An 18,916-nucleotide genomic window follows, 5' to 3' on the forward strand; every position below is an offset into this window, starting at 1 on the left:
GGCCAGGGGGTTGCAGGGGTTGCAGGGGGAGCTACGGCCTGCGCAGGCCGGCCCGGAAGGCGTCCCACGCGGCGGGGGTGACGCGGACGACCGGGCCGGTCTGGCGCTTGGAGTCACGGACGGCGACGGTACCGGGGACGTTGAGGGCGACCTCGACACACTCGCCGGTCAGATTGCTGTAGCTGGACTTCCGGAACTCGAACTTGTCACTCACTCATTTCCTTCCCAATGCCCTCGATGAGTTGTACGGAGTCATACGGCGAGAGACTGGCCGCGCATAGGCGTCCGAAGAGCTGCGCGTAGGCCGCGCTCTCCTGTTCGCCTTCGACCCAGACCGTGGAGCCGAGACCGTCCATGTGGATCACGTCCACCGCGCCTTCGTCGGCGAACGAAAGAATGTTGAACGGACCTCCCACGCCAGGGTAGCCACCCGCTCGAAAGGGCAACAGCTGGATATGCACGTTTGGCAGTTCGGTCAGTTCACGCAGGTGTGCCAACTGCTGCCCCATCGCCCTTGGCCCGCCTATCATCTGACGGAGCGCAGCTTCCCAGATGACTGCGTGCACCTGTAGTGGATGGTCACCGTACAAACGGGCCTGTCGCCTCCGCCGTACGTCCACGACCCGTTCGATGTGATCGATCTCGTCCGGCGAAATCTCCGGGACCGCCAAGGCGCGGGTGTATTCCGGCGTCTGGAACAGTCCCGGAATGACCGAGAGCTGCCATAGGCGCACCTTCAGTGCCACGTCTTCCATGGCGATGTACTCCCGCAGATTTCCCTGGTCGAGAGCGCTCCACCAGCCTTTCGCTTTGCGACGATCGCGGTCCAGCTTGGCCAACCGCAGCAGACCGTCAACGACTTCCGCGTCCTCAACTCCGTAGAGCTTGCACAGCGCGATGATGTCGGGATCCCGAAACGGCACCCACCCCCTCTCCATCTTGGCGACCTTGGCCGTCTGTGCGCTGAGAACCTCGGCCGCGCGGGACTGGTTGAGGCCGGCGGCCTCTCGGAAAGCCAACAACTGGCCGCCCAACTGTCGGGCCAGGACCGTCGATACACGATTTCCCGTGCTCACGCGCCGCTGTGTCACTCCACGTCACCTCCTGATGTCAGGCACAGTCTGCAACCGTCGTCCAGCAGCGCACAATCACCCTAGTGGGGAGAATTATCTCCAAGATATTGTCCGGCGACGCCGTGACCGCTACTTTCGGTACGCAACCGCTCGCACTGCGGCGCCAACATGGTGGAAGTGCACCGCCCTGCCCTGCGCCAGAGCAGCCCGCGGCATCGCCACTGCCATGCGCACCCCGTACGGGCAGACCCGCCGCACACGGAAAGGTGCGCGTCCATGACCCCAGCCCACCAAGAGGCATCCGCGTCTGAGCCCGAGTTCTCTCCGGTTCTCCAGGAGGATCGGCTGAACTACACGCCCACCGCCGGCAGCGTCAGCCTCGCGCGGCGGCGCGCCGCGCGGCTCGTCACCCAGTGGGGGCACCCCGAACTCGCCTGGTCCACCGCCCTGGTGGTCAGCGAGCTCGCCACCAACGCCCTGCTGCACGGCAGCTTGCGCGACCGCCTCTTCCAGGTACGGACCACCCTCCGGCCGAAGACCCTCCGTATCGAGGTCAGTGACCCGCGCGGAGAGCGACTGCCGAGTCTGCGCATCGCCGAGGACGACGAATGCTTCGGCCGGGGACTGCACATCGTCACGCAACTCGCGGACCGCTGGGGCACCCGGCCCCGGAGCGTCGGCAAGACCGTTTATGCCGAGCTCGACGTTCGGACGGATACGGCACGGTGATCGACCCCTTCACCGACAGGGCGTTGTGGGGCGTCGTCGCGCTCGCCATCAGCCTCATCGTGCTGGTCATCGGCATTCTGTACGCGGCAACCTGGCGCCCCGAGCATGAGCCACCCCAGGCCCCGGCGACCGCCGAAGAGGCGTACACGTACACCTGTTACTGCCACCGGGAACCGGTCCACATCACCCTCCGTGCCTCCGAACTCCCACGCAGACACGCACGCGGTCACTGGAGACGGTGAGGGCCGAGGGGTAGTCGGGGTGGGCCGGGGGGTTTGGTGTCGGGTGGGGGCCGCCCCTCAGGTTTCAGTTTCGCGGTTGCGGGCCGGGCGTCAAGGGCGCTCCTTCGTCGCGTCGGCAAGCCGATGACCTCCGGTCCCCCTTGACACCCGACCCTCCACCGCAAGTGCAGCTTCGTGGAGGGGCGGCCCGGGGGGGGAGGGGTCCCCGGGGAAGCTCCCTTGTTCCTGGGGTCCGTTCCCGGCCTCCTGGCCGGTGGTGGGGGCGCAATCGTGGAGTGGGGCGGCCCGGAGCCAGCTCAGCGGGCATATGTGAGTGGGTAGTTGAGCTTCATGCCCCGCTGGTGACGGTCCGTTGTCGGGTGTTCCTGTAGTCCGAGACGGACGGAGCCCTCAGCCTGACCTGTATGTCCCGGTTTGGTTGGCCATTTGGAGGGTCCTCCGGGCGGTGATGCGTCCTCGTGCCAGGTAACCGGGCAGCGGGGCACATCACGGCCTCTCAACGGCCCACTTGCCACCTCACCCGTCACACCCACCCCACCGCCCACACCCCCGCCAGCGGGGCCCACCAACTCAGCCCCCCGGGGACCCCTCCCCCCGGGGCCGCCCGTGGGGAAGGCGTCTTCCGGAGCCCGCACGGTGTCCGGGACGAACGCCGACCGATCGTGCGCGGGACGAACGAAGAGCCCCACGGCCGCGTGCGCGCCGTGGGGCTCTGTCGTCGGGGCGCTTGGGCCCCGTGTGCTTACGCCCAGGTGATCAGGCGCTTCGGCTGTTCCAGGATCGCGGCGATGTCCGCCAGGACCTGGGAGCCCAGGGCGCCGTCGACCAGGCGGTGGTCGAAGGAGAGCGCCAGTGTGGTGACCTGGCGGGGCTTCACCTTGCCCTTGTGGACCCACGGCTGGAGCTTGATCGCGCCGACCGCCAGGATCGCGGACTCCCCCGGGTTGAGGATCGGCGTACCGGTGTCGACGCCGAAGACGCCGACGTTGGTGATCGTCACCGTACCGCCCTGCATGGCCGCCGGGGTCGTCCTGCCCTCGCGGGCCGTGGACACCAGCTCCCCCAGCGCTTCGGCCAGTTGGGGCAGCGTCTTGTCGTGCGCGTCCTTGATGTTCGGGACGATCAGACCGCGCGGGGTCGCCGCCGCGATGCCCAGGTTGACGTAGTGCTTGAGGACGATCTCCTGATTCGCTTCGTCCCAGGCCGCGTTGACCTCGGGGTTCCGCTTGATCGCGACCAGCAGCGCCTTGGCGATGAGCAGCAGCGGGTTGACCCGCAGGCCCGCCATGTCCTTGTCGGACTTCAGCTCCTCGACCAGCTTCATCGTGCGCGTCACATCGACGGTGATGAACTCCGTGACATGCGGCGCGGTGAACGCGCTGCCCACCATGGCCGCCGCCGTGGCCTTCCGTACGCCCTTGATCGGGATACGGGTCTCCCGGCCGGCCGTCACGCCGGCCGCCTGGGCCGCCGTCGTCGGCTCGGCAACCGGAGCCGGGGCCTGAGCCGCGACCGCCGGTTCGGCAGCAGGAGCGGGAGCCGTCGCCGCGTGGACGTCCTCGCGCGTGATGATCCCGCCCGGACCCGTCGGCGTGATCGTCGCCAGGTCCACGCCGAGGTCCTTGGCGAGCTTGCGTACGGGGGGCTTGGCCAGCGGACGGGGCTGCGGGGGCGTGCCCGTGTGCCCGTTCATCTCCGCCTGGATGGCAGCGGCCGCAGCCCCGGCGCCCGTCGCCTGCCCAGGCACCGAAGCACCGGCACCCGGAGAGCCCTTGCGCGCCCGCCGCTTCGTGGACGCCTCGGCGACCCCGTACCCGACGAGCACCGGCGTACGCCCCGTCGGTTCGGCGGGCTCGGCCGGCTCCTCGGCGACAGCGGGGGTGGCAGGCGCAGCCGGCGCCGGCTCTCCGCTGCCCGGCGCCACGTCCACCGTGATGATGGACGCGCCGACGTCGACCGTCGTGCCCTCCCCGAAGCGCAGTTCGTGCACCACCCCGTCGTACGGAATGGGCAGCTCGACGGCCGCCTTCGCGGTCTCGACCTCGCACACCACCTGGCCGTCGGTGACGGAATCGCCCGGCTGTACGTACCACTTGAGGATCTCGGCCTCGGTGAGCCCCTCGCCCACGTCCGGCATCTTGAATTCGCGATAGCGAGCCGAAGCGGTGGAAGTGTCAGCAGTCATGGTCACGGCACTCCTCAGTACGCGAGCGAGCGGTCGACGGCGTCGAGCACCCGGTCCAGGCCCGGGAGGTACTCGTCCTCCAGCCGGGCCGGCGGATACGGCGCGTGGTAGCCGCCGACCCGCAGCACCGGGGCCTCCAGGTGGTAGAAGCACCGCTCCGTGAGGCGCGCGGCGATCTCCGCGCCGGAGCCGAAGAAGACCGGCGCCTCGTGCACCACGACCAGCCGGCGCGTCTTCTCCACCGACGTCTGGATCGTGTCGAAGTCGATCGGGGACATCGACCGGAGATCGACGACCTCCAGCGACTTGCCCTCCTCCTCGGCCGCCGCGGCGGCCTCCAGACAGACCTTCACCATCGGGCCGTACGCCGCGAGCGTCAGGTCCGTACCCTCCCGGGCCACCCGCGCCCCGTGCAGCGGGCCCGGGATGGCCTCGGCGTTGACCTCGCCCTTGTCCCAGTAGCGCCGCTTCGGCTCGAAGAAGATCACCGGGTCGTCGCTCTGGATGGCCTGCTGCATCATCCAGTACGCGTCCGACGCGTTGGACGGCGAGACGATCTTCAGACCCGCGACATGCGCGAAGAGCGCCTCGGGCGACTCGCTGTGGTGCTCGACCGCGCCGATGCCGCCGCCGTACGGGATACGGATCACGACGGGCAGCTTGATCTTGCCCAGCGCGCGGGCGTGCATCTTCGCGAGCTGGGTGACGATCTGGTCGTAGGCGGGGAAGACGAAACCGTCGAACTGGATCTCCGCCACCGGCCGGTAGCCGCGCAGCGCGAGACCGATCGCCGTGCCGATGATGCCCGACTCGGCGAGCGGGGTGTCGATGACGCGGTCCTCGCCGAAGTCCTTCTGCAGGCCGTCCGTGACCCGGAAGACGCCGCCGAGCTTGCCGACGTCCTCGCCCATGATCAGGACCTTGGGGTCGGTCTCCAGCGCCTTGCGGAGCGACTCGTTGATCGCTTTGGCGATCGGGAGCTTCTGTACGGCCATGGCTACTTGCCCTCCCCGGCGGAACCGCTCTGGGTGTCCTCGAACGACGCCTGGTACGCGGCGAACTGCGCGCGCTCCTCGTCGACGAGCGCGTGCCCGTCGGCGTAGACATGGTCGAAGATCGCCATGGGGTCCGGGTCGGGCATGGCCCGTACTACCTCTCGTACCCGCTTTCCGAGCGTCTCGCTCTCCTCGTCCAGAGCCGTGAAGAACGCCTCGTCGGCATGGCCCTCCCGCTCCAGGTAGCGGCGCAGCCGCAGGATCGGGTCCTTGGCCTCCCAGGCCTCCCGCTCCTCGTCCCGGCGGTACTTGGTCGGGTCGTCGGAGGTGGTGTGCGCGCCCATCCGGTACGTGAAGGCCTCGACCAGCGTGGGCCCCTCGCCCCGGCGGGCCCGCTCCAGCGCGGAGCGGGTCACGGCGAGACAGGCCAGTACGTCATTGCCGTCGACCCGGACGCCGGGGAAGCCGTACCCCTGCGCGCGCTGGTAGAGCGGCACCCGGGTCTGCTTCTCGGTCGGCTCGGAGATCGCCCACTGGTTGTTCTGGCAGAAGAAGACCACCGGCGCGTTGTAGACCGCGGCGAAGGTGAACGACTCGGCGACATCGCCCTGGCTGGAGGCGCCGTCCCCGAAGTACGCGATCACGGCCGAGTCCGCGCCGTCCTTGGCGACGCCCATGGCGTAGCCGGTGGCGTGCAGGGTCTGGGAGCCGATGACGATGGTGTAGAGGTGGAAATTGTTGCTGTTGGGGTCCCAGCCTCCGTGGTTCACGCCACGGAACATGCCCAGCAGATTCGTCGGGTCGACCCCGCGGCACCAGGCCACGCCGTGCTCACGGTAGGTCGGGAAGACATAGTCGTCGTCGCGCAGCGCGCGACCCGAGCCGATCTGCGCGGCCTCCTGGCCCAGCAGTGATGCCCACAGTCCCAGCTCGCCCTGGCGCTGGAGCGCCGTTGCCTCGGCGTCGAAGCGGCGGGTCAGGACCATGTCCCGGTACAGCCCGCGCAACTCCTCCGGGGTCAGATCGATCCCGTAGTCCGGGTGCTCGACCCGCTCGCCCTCGGGGCTGAGCAGTTGTACGAGCTGCGGCTCGGAACTCTGTGGCTGCGGCGTCCTCTTGGCGCTTGCGCGCTTGGTGCCGCTGCTGCGTCGCGGTTTGCGAGCGGCAGTGCTCTCCACGGTCACGTGCGTGCTCCTCCGTCTGTCCGGCCCCCGGGATCCGCCGGGAACCAGTGCGGCTCGCCTGTTTCCGCCGCGTGCACGGGGTGGGTGCGACCCGGCCGGGACAGGCGTGACAGGTGCCCCGGCGAGCGCCCTGTCACAGGCACGTTACCCAGTGGGCGGCATTACTGCGAAACCCCATCTGACCTGCAATTTTGCTTGGATTTCCAAGTAAATCGACAAAGTCTGGAACAACCACTGGTCACAGCCTTGCAGGCCGCCGGAACAACGGCACGTTATCCCGCTGATCTGCGGCAGGGAAGGGGTGAATGTGTGAGACTGAATTCTGTGTACAAGGACGGAAAAATTACAGTATTTCTCGTTGATGACCATGAAGTCGTCCGCAGAGGCGTCTACGAGCTTCTCTCCGTCGAGGACGACATCGAGGTCGTCGGAGAAGCGGGTACGGCGGCGGACGCGACGGCCAGGATCCCGGCGACCCGGCCCGATGTGGCGGTGCTGGACGTCCGGCTGCCGGACGGCAGCGGCGTGGAGGTCTGCCGGGAGATCCGCTCCCGGGACGAAACCATCAAGTGCCTGATGCTCACCTCGTTCGCGGACGACGAGGCGCTCTTCGACGCGATCATGGCCGGGGCCTCGGGTTACGTACTCAAGGCGATCCGCGGCAGCGAGCTGCTGACGGCGGTACGGGACGTGGCGGCGGGGCGGTCGCTGCTCGATCCGGAGGCGACGGCGCGGGTGCTGGAGCGGCTGCGTACGGGCAACACCCCGAAGGACGACAAGCTGGCCGGCCTCACCGACCAGGAGCGCAAGATCCTGAATCTGATCGGCGAGGGCATGACCAACCGCGCGATCGGCGAGGAACTGCATCTCGCCGAGAAGACGATCAAGAACTATGTCTCCAGCCTGCTCTCCAAGCTGGGGATGGAGCGCCGGTCGCAGGCGGCCGCGTATGTGGCGCGCCTTCAGGCGGAGAAGCCCTGAGCCGAACCAGGCAAAGCCAAGAAGTCCCGAACCGGGCAAATACCGCAGCGCGTACCGCATCGGGCCCCGTCCTAATCGGGACCTACGTCCTGTGCATACGGGGCCGCGTCCTCTGTTGGCGCGGACTTCGGTGACGGACAGTGGACGACATGTCCACCGAGGAACTCCGAGCCGAACTCCGCGCCATCGACCTGCTCCGCCGGGTGTCGTACGGGCGGGTGGCGACGAGTATGCGCGCGATGCCGTTCGTGGCGCCCGCCCGCCATGTCGTGGCCGGCGGATCCGTCCTGCTGCGCATGCACGCGGGTCTCGGCTACCACCGGGCATGCGGCGCCGGCGTGGTGGCGTACGGGGCGGACAACTTCAGCAGCGACGAGGTGGACCGGTGGTCGGTGCAGTTCACCGGCACCGCCGAGATCATCGAACCGACGGCCCCCGAGAGGGAAATGTTCGGCACGGGCCCGCACCGCGTGGACGGTGAACCCTTCGATCCGGTCTATATACGGCTTACGCCCCAGTTCGTCACCGTACATACGCTCGACTATTCCTTGGAGCGACGAAGCCAACACGTTGCGTGATCTAACATCTGACAAGTGCCGCGCTCATATGAATTCGCCGCACCTGCTGCGACCGCCGTGATCCCCATTCCCGCGCCTGCCGCCGCTCGTGCACCTCGTACCGTGCTTCCCCCCGTACATCCCTCCGCACCACCGCACCCGTCCGCACCACCGCACCCCTCCACCCCGCTCCACCCGTCGGCCCCGCCGCACCCCTCCGCCCCCCTGCACTCCACCCTCCCGCTCCACGCCGCCGCTCCCCCCGTCCGGGCGCTGCTCCGCCGCTACCGGAACGCGGGCGAGCCGCTCTCCTGCGAACCGGTCGCCCAAGGGCTCCTCAACCGCGGCTACCGGCTCCTCACCACCCGGGGCGCCTACTTCCTCAAGCACCATCTGGACGGCGACCGCGACACCATCACGCGCCAGCACCGCGCCACCGAGCGGCTCCGGACGCTCGGCGTGCCCGTCGCCCCGCCCGTCGAGAACACCGACGGCGAGACCGTCGCGGTCATCGGCGGCCACTGCTACGCCCTGCACCCGTGGATCGACGGACGCCATCGCGACGGCTCCCAGCTGTCGACGGCGGGGTCGCACGACCTCGGCGCGCTCCTCGGGCTGGTGCACACCTGTCTGGAGCGGGTCATGGAGCCGGACCCGCCGGCGCTCGCGTATGTCAGCCCCGACCCCGCCGACACCTTCGACCTCATCGACGAGCTGCTCTCCCTGGCCCGCGGCCGCACCCGCAGGGACGTCTTCGACGCGCTGGCCGAACACCGCCTCATGGAACGCCGGGACCTGCTGGAACTCCACGCCCACCGCCGGCCGCCGCCCGGCGCGGAACCGGCCACGGGCTGGGTGCACGGCGACTTCCACCCGCTGAATCTGCTCTACCGGGGCGACGAACCGGTCGCGATCATCGACTGGGACCGGCTCGGCGTCCAGCCGCGCGCCGAGGAGGCGGTGCGGGCCGCGGCGATCTTCTTCGTCCGGCCGACGGGCGAGCTGGAGCTGACGAAGGTACGGGCGTACGCGCGCGCCTACCGCCGGGCGGCCGGAGCCCGCGCCTCCGAACTGGCCGCGGCCGTCCACCGGGTGTGGTGGGAGCGGCTCAACGACTTCTGGATACTGCGCTGGCGCTACCAGCTGGACGACCGAAGGGCCGACCCGCTGTTCGCTGCGGTGTCGGCCCTCGCGGTGTGGTGGACGCGGGAGTACGAGGCGGTGCGCGAGGCCTTCGCCGGCTGATCCCGGCTCAGGGAGCGGCGCGCGGCCCGCCGGTCAGGGAGTGGTACCTCCCGCGTCGGCGCCGGTGATCGTGCCGCCCCCGCCGGGGGCACCGTTGCTGCCCGTCGTCGTGCCGCCGTCGGAGGTGCCTCCGTCGGCCGTACCGGCGGACGAGCCGTCCGTCGTACCACCGTCGGACGTGCCTCCGTCCGTCGTGCCCGTGGAGGTGCCTCCGTCCGAAGTGCCCGTGCTCGTCCCGTTGCTGGAGCCGGTCGATCCCGTCTCCGGAGGCGTCGACGGCGCGTCACTCGTCGCGTCGGACGGGCTCGGGGTGTGCGACGGCGTCTCCCTGGGGGTGTAGCTCGGCTGGTGGTTGCCTCCCGTGGAGGTGTCCGGCTGCGTGGTGTCCTCGCTCTGCGAGTCCGAGGGCGAGGGCGAATCGCTCGGCGTCGAATCGCTCGGGCTGGACGACGGCTTGTTCTCCGGCTTGTCGCCGTTGCCCGTATTACCGATGCCCTGGATCGCGTAGGCCGCCCCCGCCACGATCGCGATCACCGCGAGCGCGACGAAGATCCACAACTTGCCCCGGCCGCCACGCCGCTGGTGCCCGCCGTCGTACCCGCCGTCGTCCGGGTTCCTCGGCGGCAGGATCGGACCCTGTGAGGTGTCGCTGTGCGGCGGGTGCCCCATCGCGGTCGTCGCGGCCATGCCCATCGCCGGGGTGTTGCCGCCCATGTGCGGCTCGACCGCCCCGGTGTTCCACGTGCCCGTATGGCTGCCCTGCTGCTGGAGCATCTGCATGCCGTACTGGATCAGCCCGCGCATCTCCTCGGCGCTCTGGAACCGGTCGTCCGGCTCCTTCGCGAGCGCGCGCATGACCAGGCCGTCCAGCTCCGGCGGCGCCACGTCCGAGACCTCGGACGGCGGGACCGGGATGTCCTGGACATGCTGGTAGACGACCGAGAGCGGGGTCTCGCCGGTGAACGGGGGGCGCAGGGCGAGCAGTTCGTAGAGCAGACAGCCCGTGGCGTACAGGTCGCTGCGGTGGTCGACGGCCTTGCCCAGCGCCTGCTCGGGCGAGAGGTACTGCGGCGTGCCCATGACCATGCCGGTCTGGGTCATCGTCGACTGCGCGCCGTGCAGGGCGCGCGCGATGCCGAAGTCCATCACCTTCACCGCGCCGGCGTCCGTGATGATCACGTTCGCCGGCTTGATGTCCCGGTGCACGATGCCGTGCTGGTGCGAGTAGGCGAGCGCTTCCAGCACCCCGGAGACGATGATCAGCGCCTGCTCGGGCGGCGGGGCCTCCGCGCTGACCAGCAGATCGCGGATGGTGCGGCCCTCGACCAGCTCCATCACGATGTACGGCACGGTCTGGCCGTTGACGGTGTCCTCGCCCGAGTCGTACACCGCCACCACCGCGTGGTGGTTCAGCCCGGCGACCGACTGCGCCTCGCGGGTGAAGCGGGCCTTGGAGACAGGGTCCTCGGCGAGATCCGCCCGGAGCAGCTTGACGGCGACGATGCGTCCGAGCCGTACGTCCTCGGCCGCGAACACCTCGGCCATGCCGCCGCGGCCCAGGCGATGGGTCATGCGGTAGCGGCCGTCGCCGACCATCCCGCCGACCAATCCGTTGTCGCCCCAGGAGTCCGCCGCATCCGACACTCCGCCGCCTGCTTCGGGTTCGGGTGCCATCAGTCCTCGCCGTCGTTTCTGTCCGCGGAGAGACCGCGCGCGCGGTCCGCGGTATGTCTGTGTGTCTCAGGGGATGTCTCAGGGGTGGCTATGCCACATCACGCTACAGCCTCCGTGTGACACGCCGGTCCAGGATGGACCGGTCATGAAACCCGCTCGCGCGGTACCCATGCAAATTCCATGCGTTTCCTGTAACGCTTCCGAGACGCTTGTTGTGCGTACGGTCACGGAACGGGCACCCGGCTTGACGTGTCAGTGCCCTCGGGCAGACTTGGCGCGTATTCGCGTCATCGCGGGATCTTCGATAACGGGTCATCGCGTGGTACCACCGCGTCAGCGCGCCGAGGGGGAAGCACAGTCATGAGCCAGGACGGCGCACAGGGCCGCTATGCGGGCGGTTCGGTCGCGGGGGGCCGGTACCAGCTTCGCGACCTGCTCGGCGAAGGCGGGATGGCGTCCGTATATCTGGCGTACGACGCGGCGCTGGACCGTCAGGTCGCGATCAAGACCCTCCACACGGAGCTGGGGCGCGAGCAGTCCTTCCGCGAGCGCTTCCGCCGTGAGGCCCAGGCCGTCGCCAAGCTGTCGCACACCAACATCGTCTCCGTCTTCGACACGGGCGAGGACGAGCTAGACGGCGCGCTGATGCCGTACATCGTCATGGAGTACGTCGAGGGGCAGCCGCTGGGCTCCGTACTCCAGGCGGACATCGCCCAGTACGGCGCGATGCCGGCCGACAAGGCGCTGAAGGTGACGGCCGACGTGCTGGCCGCGCTGGAGACCAGCCATGAGATGGGGCTGGTCCACCGGGACATCAAGCCCGGCAACGTGATGATGACCAAGCGCGGCATCGTCAAGGTCATGGACTTCGGCATCGCGCGCGCCATGCAGTCGGGTGTGACGTCGATGACGCAGACCGGCATGGTCGTCGGTACGCCGCAGTACCTGTCGCCCGAGCAGGCGCTCGGGCGCGGCGTCGACGCGCGCTCCGACCTCTACTCGGTCGGCATCATGCTGTTCCAGCTGCTGACGGGCCGGCTGCCGTTCGACGCGGACTCGCCGCTGGCGATCGCGTACGCGCATGTGCAGGAGGAGCCGGTCGCTCCGTCCAGCATCAACCGTTCGATCACCCCCGCGATCGACGCGCTGGTCGCGCGGGCGCTGAAGAAGAACCCGAACGAGCGCTTCCCGAGCGCCGAGGCGATGCGCGACGAATGCGCGCGGGTGCTGCCCGGCGGGCAGGCGGGCGCGCCGGTGATCGTGCAGGGGATGCCGCAGAACAGCGGCGCGGGCGTGGGCTCCGCGGTCTTCCCGCCGGTGGACCAGTCGACCCAGGGGCCGCCGAGCGGGCAGGGCGTGCAGACGCCGTACCAGCCGGGCCCTTACGGGCCGCCGACGCCTGCCCCGATGCAGACATCGGGCCCCGGGGCCGGGCCAGGGTACGGCTATCCGCAGACGCCGCCCCCGGCCTACCACACCCCGTCGCCGGCTCCGCAGCCGTACGCGGTCTCCCCCCAGCCCCAGACGGCGGCCGGTTCCGGCCACGGCGGGCATGGTGGCCACGGCGGGCACGGCGGGGGTGGCCAGCACGGCGGCCGACGGAACATGCCGGTCATCGTGGGCTCGGTCGCGGTCGCGATCCTCGCGATCGCCGGGCTGGTCACGGCGCTCAATATGAAGAACGGCACCGACGACAACACGAACGCGGATCCGCGCACGAGCGGCACCACCGGCCCGGCCGCGGGCCACCGGGACCCGGAGCGGAACCGCACCATCGACGCGACGAAGTGCTCGGAAGCCTCGGAGGACAGCCTCGACCCGGCGAAGGTGACCGTGCCGGACCTGCGGTACAAGGACCTCCTCTCGGTGAAGGACTGCCTGCGCGCGGCCGGCTGGACCTGGTCGGAGCCGAAGAAGCAGAACGACGGCACGCAGGCCGAGGACATCGTGATCAGCCAGTACCCGCGGCCGGGCGCCGCCGTGCTGCCCAAGGAGCAGGAGTTCGAGCTGACGATCTCCACGGGGGACCCGGAGTAGCCGTACCGGCCCGTCGGCCGTTACCCAACGCCGTTACCCAACGCCGTTACGTACGCCGTTACGTAGGGCCGTTACCTACGAAACGTCCGGGATGCCGGAGTTGTCGCGTCATGTGACGCTGGATCGGTGACTCCAAGGTTCCGCACCTCTTGCGCGATGGCGGTCGCTTCCCTGTTGCTGGCCGCACCCGTCGCATACGCCGAGGAGTCCACCCCGCCCCCGCCGCGCACGTCCGCGGCCCCCGAGCCCGCCGCCTCTTCGTTGGCCGGGCGTCTCGCCGGGGAGGGGAAGACACGGCCGGGCAGGCCGCCGGAGCCGGATTCCGAGGACGAGCCGCCCGAGGACGTGGGCCCGAGCGCGAGCGCGGAGAGCTCGGCCCCCGTGCGCCCCGGCCGGCCCTCCTCCCCGGCGAAGCCGCCCGCCCCTTCCCGTAAGCCGTCGTCCTCCTCCGCGCCCGCGAAGCCGTCCGCCTCCGCCCCCGCGCGTACGGACGAGGAGGCGGCGGACGACTGGAACGCGGCCGACGACCCGGGGGAGGCCCTGAGACCACCCGAGGAGCAGGCGGGTACGGGCGAGCCCACGGCATCCGGCTCCACGCCGCCCACCGCCGCCCGCAGGCCGGACGCGAGGGCCCTCGGCAGATCGGCCACGCGGCCGGTTCCCGTACTGACCCTGGGCGCCGGAATCACGCTGCTCGGCCTGGGGCTCGGCTTCCTCGGGCTGCGGCTCCGACGCCGCTGAAACTCCCTCGTCCCCCCGAGGCCCCCCGGTGGTCCTCCTTATGGCGTACTTATGAGGTCCGCCTCAAGTCCCTTGCGGGCTAGGACTTACTCGGTATACATACTGAGTATGTCCATTCGGCACGGGCTTCTCGCCCTCCTCGAACGCGGTCCGCGTTACGGCTCTCAGCTCCGTACGGAGTTCGAGTCGCGCACCGGCTCCACCTGGCCGCTCAACGTCGGCCAGGTCTATACGACCCTGAGCCGGCTGGAGCGCGACGGCATGGTCACGCAGGAGGGCGAGGACGAGGCCGGTCACGCGCTCTACGTGATCACGGAGACCGGCCGCGCGGAGCTGCGGTCGTGGTTCCGTACGCCCGTCGACCGCGCCAGCCCGCCCCGCGACGAACTGGCGATCAAACTCGCCATGGCGGTAGGGGCTCCCGGGGTCGACATCCGGGAGGTGATCCAGTCGCAGCGGCACCACACCATCCAGGCGATGCAGGACTACACGCGGCTGAAGGCACAGGCCCTGGAAGCCGTCCCGACCGACCGGGACGAGGTGGCCTGGCTCCTGGTCCTGGAGCAGCTCATCTTCCAGACCGAGGCCGAGGCCCGCTGGCTCGACCACTGCGAAGTACGGCTGATCCGGCTCGCGATGATGCCGGGGCGCGGCGGCACGCAGCCGGAGACGCCTCCGGGGAATCCGGCCGCCGGGTCCACGCCCGCGTCCGCCACCGGGTCCGCCACCGCACCGGCTTCCTCCGCACCGGCTTCCGCGTCCGCGCCGTCCGGCGGCTCGACGGCCGACTGACCGCGGCGCCGGACACCACCGCCCGCGGCTCCGGCCGTCACCCGAACCATCCGGCCGGAGCCCGCAGGGCCTCCTGGGGCTGACCGCACCACCACCCGCCCCACCTCACTCGTCACACCGAACCGCTCGTACGTGCGCGTACGCCCAAAGGGGGGACCCTCATGGCTCGCAAATCACATCAGCCACACCAGTCACAGCCGTCACAGCCGGCGCCACCGCAGCAGCACTCGTCGAAGCGGCCCGTGCTCCAGCTCCAGGAGCTGACCCGCGTCCACGGCAGCGGCGCCACCGAGGTGCACGCGCTGCGCGGTATCAACCTCGATGTGTTCCCCGGCGAACTCGTCGCCGTCATGGGCCCGTCGGGCTCCGGCAAGTCCACGCTGCTCACCATCGCGGGCGGCCTCGACAGCCCCAGCTCGGGCCGCGTGATCGTCGAGGACACCGACATCACCACCGTCGACCGCAAGCAGCTCGCGGCCCTGCGCCGCCGCAGCATCGGCTATGTCTTCCAGGACTACAACCTGATCCCCGCGCTCACCGCCGCCGAGAACATCGCGCTGCCCCGCGAACTCGACGGCACCTCCGCGCGCAAAGGCCGCGTCGAGGCCCTGGCCGCGCTGCGGGAGATGGGTCTGGAGGAGCTCGCCGACCGGTTCCCCGACGAGATGTCCGGCGGCCAGCAGCAGCGCGTGGCGATCGCCCGCGCTCTCGTCGGCGACCGGCGTCTGGTCCTCGCGGACGAGCCGACCGGCGCCCTGGACTCCGAGACCGGCGAGTCCGTGCTCGCGCTGCTGCGCACGCGCTGTGACGCGGGCGCGGCCGGCATCCTGGTCACCCACGAGCCGCGCTTCGCGGCCTGGGCCGACCGCGTGATCTTCCTGCGGGACGGCGCGGTCGTCGACCAGACGCTGCGCAGCCAGGCGGACTCGCTGCTCACGGGCCAGGCGGCCGAGCTGTGAAGAACTGGTTCCACTCCTGGCGCGCCGCGGTACGGATAGCCCGTCGCGACGCCTGGCGCTTCAAGGGGCGCAGCTTCCTCGTCCTCGCCATGATCGCGCTGCCCATCCTCGGGGTGAGCGCCGCGGATGTGACCCTGCGCAGCTCGGACCTCTCCACCGCGGAGAGTCTGAACCGCGACCTCGGCCGGGCCGACGCGCGCATCTCCGACCCCTCGTTGGCCGGTGAGCCCCTCCTGCAGAACCCGACGGGCGAGCAGTACGCGCCGGTGGGCGACTTCGAGAACAAGCCGTGGCCCGACGGCCCCGCGGACGTCAAGAAGACCATCCCGCCGGGCGCCACGGTCCTGGAGGACACGCTCGGGTCCGGAAAGCTCCGGACCACGCACGGACTGCTGCACACCGAGATCCGTGAGCTGAAGGCCTCCGACCCGATGGCCCAGGGCATCATGCGTCTCCTCGACGGCCGCTTCCCCGAGAAGGGCGGCGAGGTCGCCGCGACCACGCACTTCCTGGAGACCAGCGGTCTGCGTGTGGGCTCGAAGCTCACCGCGCGCGGACTCGACGCCGACTACCGGATCGTCGGCGAGTACGAACTCCCCAGCTCCCTCGGCACCGACCAGGTCAACGCGCTCCCCGGCGCGTTCCTGGCCCCGCTCGACAAGGCGCTGAAGGCCGACGATCTGCCCGGCACGTCGCCGACGACCACGCGACTGGTGAGCCTCTCGGGCGGTTTCACGTGGAACATGGTGCAGGAGGCCAACGCCAAGGGCGTCACGGTCACCTCACGCGCCGTACAGCTGAACCCGCCCGCCGACTCGGACGTCCCGCTGTACCAGCAGGACGGCTGGGGAACGTACGAGCAGAGCACGGCGTCCAAGACCTTCGAGATGGCCGCGATGGGCACCATCGTCGGTCTCGCGATGCTGGAGATCTGTCTGCTGGCGGGGCCCGCCTTCGCGGTCGGCGCCCGGCGCTCGCGCCGTCAGCTCGGCCTGGTCGGGGCCAACGGCGGCGACCGGAGCCATATCCGCGCCATCGTGCTCAGCGGCGGTCTGGTGATCGGTGTCGCCTCAGCCGTCGTCGGTACGGTCCTCGGTGTCGCCCTCACCTTCGCCCTGCGTCCCGTGCTGGAGGAGTACAACGGCGGGCGCTTCGGCGGCATGGAGATCCGGCCGCTGGAACTGATCGGTATCGCGGCGCTGGCCGTGCTCACCGGCCTGCTGGCCGCGATCGTCCCGGCCGTCACCGCCTCCCGTCAGACCGTGCTGGCCTCGCTCACCGGCCGCCGCGGGGTGCGCAGGAGCAGCAGGGTGCTGCCGGTCCTCGGACTGATCGCGTTCGCGCTCGGTGCCGCGATCGCGCTGTACGGATCGACGATGACCGACCAGTTCGCGATCGTCGCGGGCGGCAGTGCCCTCGCCGAACTGGGTGTGGTCGCGCTGACGCCGGCCCTGGTGGGTCTCTTCGGCCGGATCGGCCGCTGGATGCCGCTCTCACCGCGGCTGGCGCTGCGTGACGCCGTACGCAACCGGGGGCGCACGGCCCCCGCCGTGGCCGCGGTGCTGGCCGCGGTCGCGGGAACGGTCGCGGTCTCGACCTACGAGGCGAGCAGCGACGCCCAGAGCCGGGCCGCGTACACGCCGGAGCTGCCCCATGGCGCGGTCTCCGTCATGCTCGACGAGGGCGGCGGCCGGGATGTCCCGGCCGTGCGTACGGCCGTCCAGAAGAATCTGCCCACCGAGATACGGGCCGATGTGGACCGAATCTCGGTCGGGAAGCCCAGTTGCTCGATGTACGGCGGCGAGGACGGCTGCGGGCGGTACGAGGTGGTCGTACCCAAGGCCAACCAGTGCCCGCTGTGGATGAACAACGGCGGCGAGGATCCCTCCGAGAAGTTCAGCAAGGCCGAGCGGCGCAAGCTCATCAAGGACTGGCGCTGCAAGGAGGGCGACGTCTACAGCAGCGTCAACGGCGGTGTGCTGATCGGTGACGCCAAGCTGCTCGCGGTCCTCGGGATCAAGGACGCCGACGCCGAAAAGGCGCTGGCGGACGGGCGGATCGTCTCATTCGACAAGCGGAACATCGACACGAACGGCAAGATCGGCATCCGGCTGATCACCGACGTGGAGGCGGCCGACGCGGCCTTCGAGAAGGGCGAGGACCCGCCGGGCGACGTCAAGACGGTCGCGGCGCACCAGGTCGCGGGGTCGCCCAACGCGTACGGCATCGCGATGATCCTGACCCCGGCCACGGCCGAGGCCACGGGCCTCAGCACCGTCCCGCTCGGCGCGTACTACTCGACCGGCGCCATGCCGAGCAGCGCCCAGAAGCAGAAGCTGGACAGCGAGCTCGACAAGACCGGCAGCGATGTCAGCCTCCACATCGAGGGCGGCTACGTCAGCGAGAACAGCATCGTGCTGCTGGCGCTGACCGTCTTCGCGGGGCTGGTCACCATCGGCGCCGCCGGTATCGCCACCGGTCTCGCCCAGGCCGACGCCGAGGCCGATCTCAAGACGCTCGCCGCGGTCGGAGCTCCGGCGCGGGTCCGCAGGACGCTCAGCGGATTCCAGTGCGGGGTGGTGGCCGTGATGGGTGTGCTGCTCGGCTCGATGGCCGGGGTGCTTCCGGCGATCGGGCTGCGGCTGACCCAGCGACGCAGCGAGGAGGACTGGTACCGCGAGGCGCTCGACGAGGGCCTGAGCGCCGTCGACCTGCCGCACGTACCGATCGTGATCCCCTGGGGAACGCTGGCCGCGCTGCTGGTCGCCGTCCCGCTGGGCGCCGCGATCCTGGCGGCGCTGGTCACCCGCTCGCACCGGGTGCTCGGCCGCCGGGCGGCGACGTAACCCCACGGGCCCGGCCTGTGGATCACGCGATCCTCGCGTCTCCGTGCCCCCGTACCGAGGTCATCCGCCTTCGTACGGGGGCACACCATGTGGTGACGCACATGTGCGAGACAATGGGCCGCATGGAGATGCCGAGGAACGAACGGTCGCAGGAGAGCCCCCACGTCCTCGTGGTGGGACAGGACGGGATGGCGCTCGGCGGCGGTGGAACCGACGACGGCGCGCGTGAGATTCCGGTGACGGAGATGGTCGAGCAGCCCGCGAAGGTCATGCGCATCGGCAGCATGATCAAGCAGCTTCTGGAGGAGGTGCGGGCGGCTCCCCTGGACGAGGCGAGCCGGGTACGGCTCAAGGAGATCCACGCCGGCTCGGTGAAGGAGCTGGAGGACGGGCTCGCCCCCGAACTGGTCGAGGAGCTGGAGCGGCTCTCGCTCCCCTTCACGGACGAGGCCATCCCTTCCGAGGCGGAACTGCGTATCGCGCAGGCCCAGTTGGTGGGGTGGCTGGAGGGCCTTTTCCATGGGATCCAGACGGCGCTGTTCGCCCAGCAGATGGCGGCCAGGGCCCAGCTGGAGCAGATGCGCCGCGCGCTGCCGCCGGGCTCGGTCCAGGAGGACGACGGGGAGCAGGGGCACGGCGCGATCCGTTCGGGCCCGTACCTGTAATCCCCGTATCG

General features: G+C 70.2%; 17 protein-coding genes. 11 read left to right on the top strand and 6 right to left on the bottom strand.

The annotated features are described in order from the left end of the window. Window positions 1–31: 31 nt before the first annotated feature. A complete protein-coding gene (locus tag IF11_RS0108715; RefSeq protein WP_030350897.1) occupies window positions 32–214 on the bottom strand; it encodes a DUF397 domain-containing protein in 183 nt (60 codons plus the stop codon). Beyond that, window positions 207–1,076 carry a helix-turn-helix domain-containing protein gene (locus IF11_RS0108720; RefSeq protein ID WP_030350898.1) on the bottom strand — a complete coding sequence of 290 codons (870 nt, stop codon included), beginning with the start codon at window positions 1,074–1,076 and terminating at the stop codon, window positions 207–209. Before IF11_RS0108720 ends, IF11_RS0108715 begins: the two co-directional genes overlap by 8 nt. A 273-nt stretch (window positions 1,077–1,349) precedes the next feature. Between IF11_RS0108720 and IF11_RS0108725 the strand changes: the two genes are divergently transcribed. Both IF11_RS0108725 and IF11_RS0108730 read left to right on the top strand, forming a co-directional pair. After that, window positions 1,350–1,802 carry an ATP-binding protein gene (locus tag IF11_RS0108725; RefSeq protein ID WP_037727341.1) on the top strand — a complete coding sequence of 151 codons (453 nt, stop codon included), beginning with the start codon at window positions 1,350–1,352 and terminating at the stop codon, window positions 1,800–1,802. After that, window positions 1,799–2,044, top strand: a complete 246-nt coding sequence (locus tag IF11_RS0108730; protein ID WP_030350900.1) for a hypothetical protein — start codon at window positions 1,799–1,801, stop codon at window positions 2,042–2,044. The genes IF11_RS0108725 and IF11_RS0108730 overlap by 4 nt, the downstream gene beginning before the upstream one ends. Before the next feature lie 742 nt (window positions 2,045–2,786). Here the strand turns inward: IF11_RS0108730 and IF11_RS0108735 are convergent. From IF11_RS0108735 to pdhA, 3 genes are read right to left on the bottom strand one after another with little or no spacing between them, the layout of a single operon-like run. After that, window positions 2,787–4,229 (bottom strand): dihydrolipoamide acetyltransferase family protein, encoded by a 1,443-nt coding sequence (locus IF11_RS0108735; RefSeq protein ID WP_030350901.1) that lies wholly within the window; start codon window positions 4,227–4,229, stop codon window positions 2,787–2,789. Window positions 4,230–4,243: 14 nt separating this feature from the next. Further along, window positions 4,244–5,224 (bottom strand): alpha-ketoacid dehydrogenase subunit beta, encoded by a 981-nt coding sequence (locus tag IF11_RS0108740; RefSeq protein WP_030350902.1) that lies wholly within the window; start codon window positions 5,222–5,224, stop codon window positions 4,244–4,246. Between the two features lie 2 nt (window positions 5,225–5,226). Next, window positions 5,227–6,408, bottom strand: coding sequence for a pyruvate dehydrogenase (acetyl-transferring) E1 component subunit alpha (gene pdhA / locus IF11_RS0108745; protein WP_030350903.1), 1,182 nt, complete (start codon window positions 6,406–6,408; stop codon window positions 5,227–5,229). Window positions 6,409–6,732: 324 nt separating this feature from the next. Between pdhA and IF11_RS0108750 the strand changes: the two genes are divergently transcribed. From IF11_RS0108750 to IF11_RS0108760, 3 genes are all read left to right on the top strand, one after another. Beyond that, window positions 6,733–7,389 (top strand): response regulator, encoded by a 657-nt coding sequence (locus IF11_RS0108750; protein ID WP_030350904.1) that lies wholly within the window; start codon window positions 6,733–6,735, stop codon window positions 7,387–7,389. 149 nt (window positions 7,390–7,538) lie between these two features. After that, window positions 7,539–7,967 carry a pyridoxamine 5'-phosphate oxidase family protein gene (locus IF11_RS0108755; protein ID WP_030350905.1) on the top strand — a complete coding sequence of 143 codons (429 nt, stop codon included), beginning with the start codon at window positions 7,539–7,541 and terminating at the stop codon, window positions 7,965–7,967. A gap of 204 nt (window positions 7,968–8,171) precedes the next feature. Beyond that, complete coding sequence (locus tag IF11_RS0108760; protein ID WP_030350906.1) at window positions 8,172–9,191, top strand: phosphotransferase; 1,020 nt, start codon at window positions 8,172–8,174, stop codon at window positions 9,189–9,191. A gap of 33 nt (window positions 9,192–9,224) precedes the next feature. Here IF11_RS0108760 and IF11_RS0108765 read toward each other — a convergent pair whose 3' ends face one another. Further along, window positions 9,225–10,865: a protein kinase domain-containing protein gene (locus tag IF11_RS0108765; RefSeq protein ID WP_030350907.1), complete on the bottom strand. Its 1,641-nt coding sequence runs from the start codon at window positions 10,863–10,865 to the stop codon at window positions 9,225–9,227. A gap of 360 nt (window positions 10,866–11,225) precedes the next feature. On the opposite strand from IF11_RS0108765, the gene IF11_RS0108770 reads away from it, so the two are divergent. From IF11_RS0108770 to IF11_RS0108795, 6 genes are all read left to right on the top strand, one after another. Beyond that, on the top strand, window positions 11,226–12,902 hold the full coding sequence (locus tag IF11_RS0108770; RefSeq protein ID WP_030350908.1) for a protein kinase domain-containing protein: 1,677 nt from the start codon (window positions 11,226–11,228) through the stop codon (window positions 12,900–12,902). A 156-nt stretch (window positions 12,903–13,058) separates the two neighbouring features. Then, entirely contained in the window at window positions 13,059–13,643 is a 585-nt protein-coding gene (locus IF11_RS37695) for a hypothetical protein (protein ID WP_051745708.1), read from the top strand. A 108-nt stretch (window positions 13,644–13,751) separates the two neighbouring features. Beyond that, window positions 13,752–14,435: a PadR family transcriptional regulator gene (locus tag IF11_RS36500; RefSeq protein WP_037727346.1), complete on the top strand. Its 684-nt coding sequence runs from the start codon at window positions 13,752–13,754 to the stop codon at window positions 14,433–14,435. A gap of 161 nt (window positions 14,436–14,596) precedes the next feature. Then, window positions 14,597–15,394: an ABC transporter ATP-binding protein gene (locus IF11_RS0108785; RefSeq protein WP_420894575.1), complete on the top strand. Its 798-nt coding sequence runs from the start codon at window positions 14,597–14,599 to the stop codon at window positions 15,392–15,394. Beyond that, entirely contained in the window at window positions 15,391–18,240 is a 2,850-nt protein-coding gene (locus IF11_RS0108790) for an ABC transporter permease (RefSeq protein ID WP_030350911.1), read from the top strand. The genes IF11_RS0108785 and IF11_RS0108790 overlap by 4 nt, the downstream gene beginning before the upstream one ends. 122 nt (window positions 18,241–18,362) lie before the next feature. After that, window positions 18,363–18,905, top strand: coding sequence for a bacterial proteasome activator family protein (locus IF11_RS0108795; RefSeq protein WP_030350912.1), 543 nt, complete (start codon window positions 18,363–18,365; stop codon window positions 18,903–18,905). Window positions 18,906–18,916: the final 11 nt, after the last annotated feature.

The organism is Streptomyces scopuliridis RB72, assembly GCF_000718095.1.
GTDB lineage: Bacteria > Actinomycetota > Actinomycetes > Streptomycetales > Streptomycetaceae > Streptomyces > Streptomyces scopuliridis.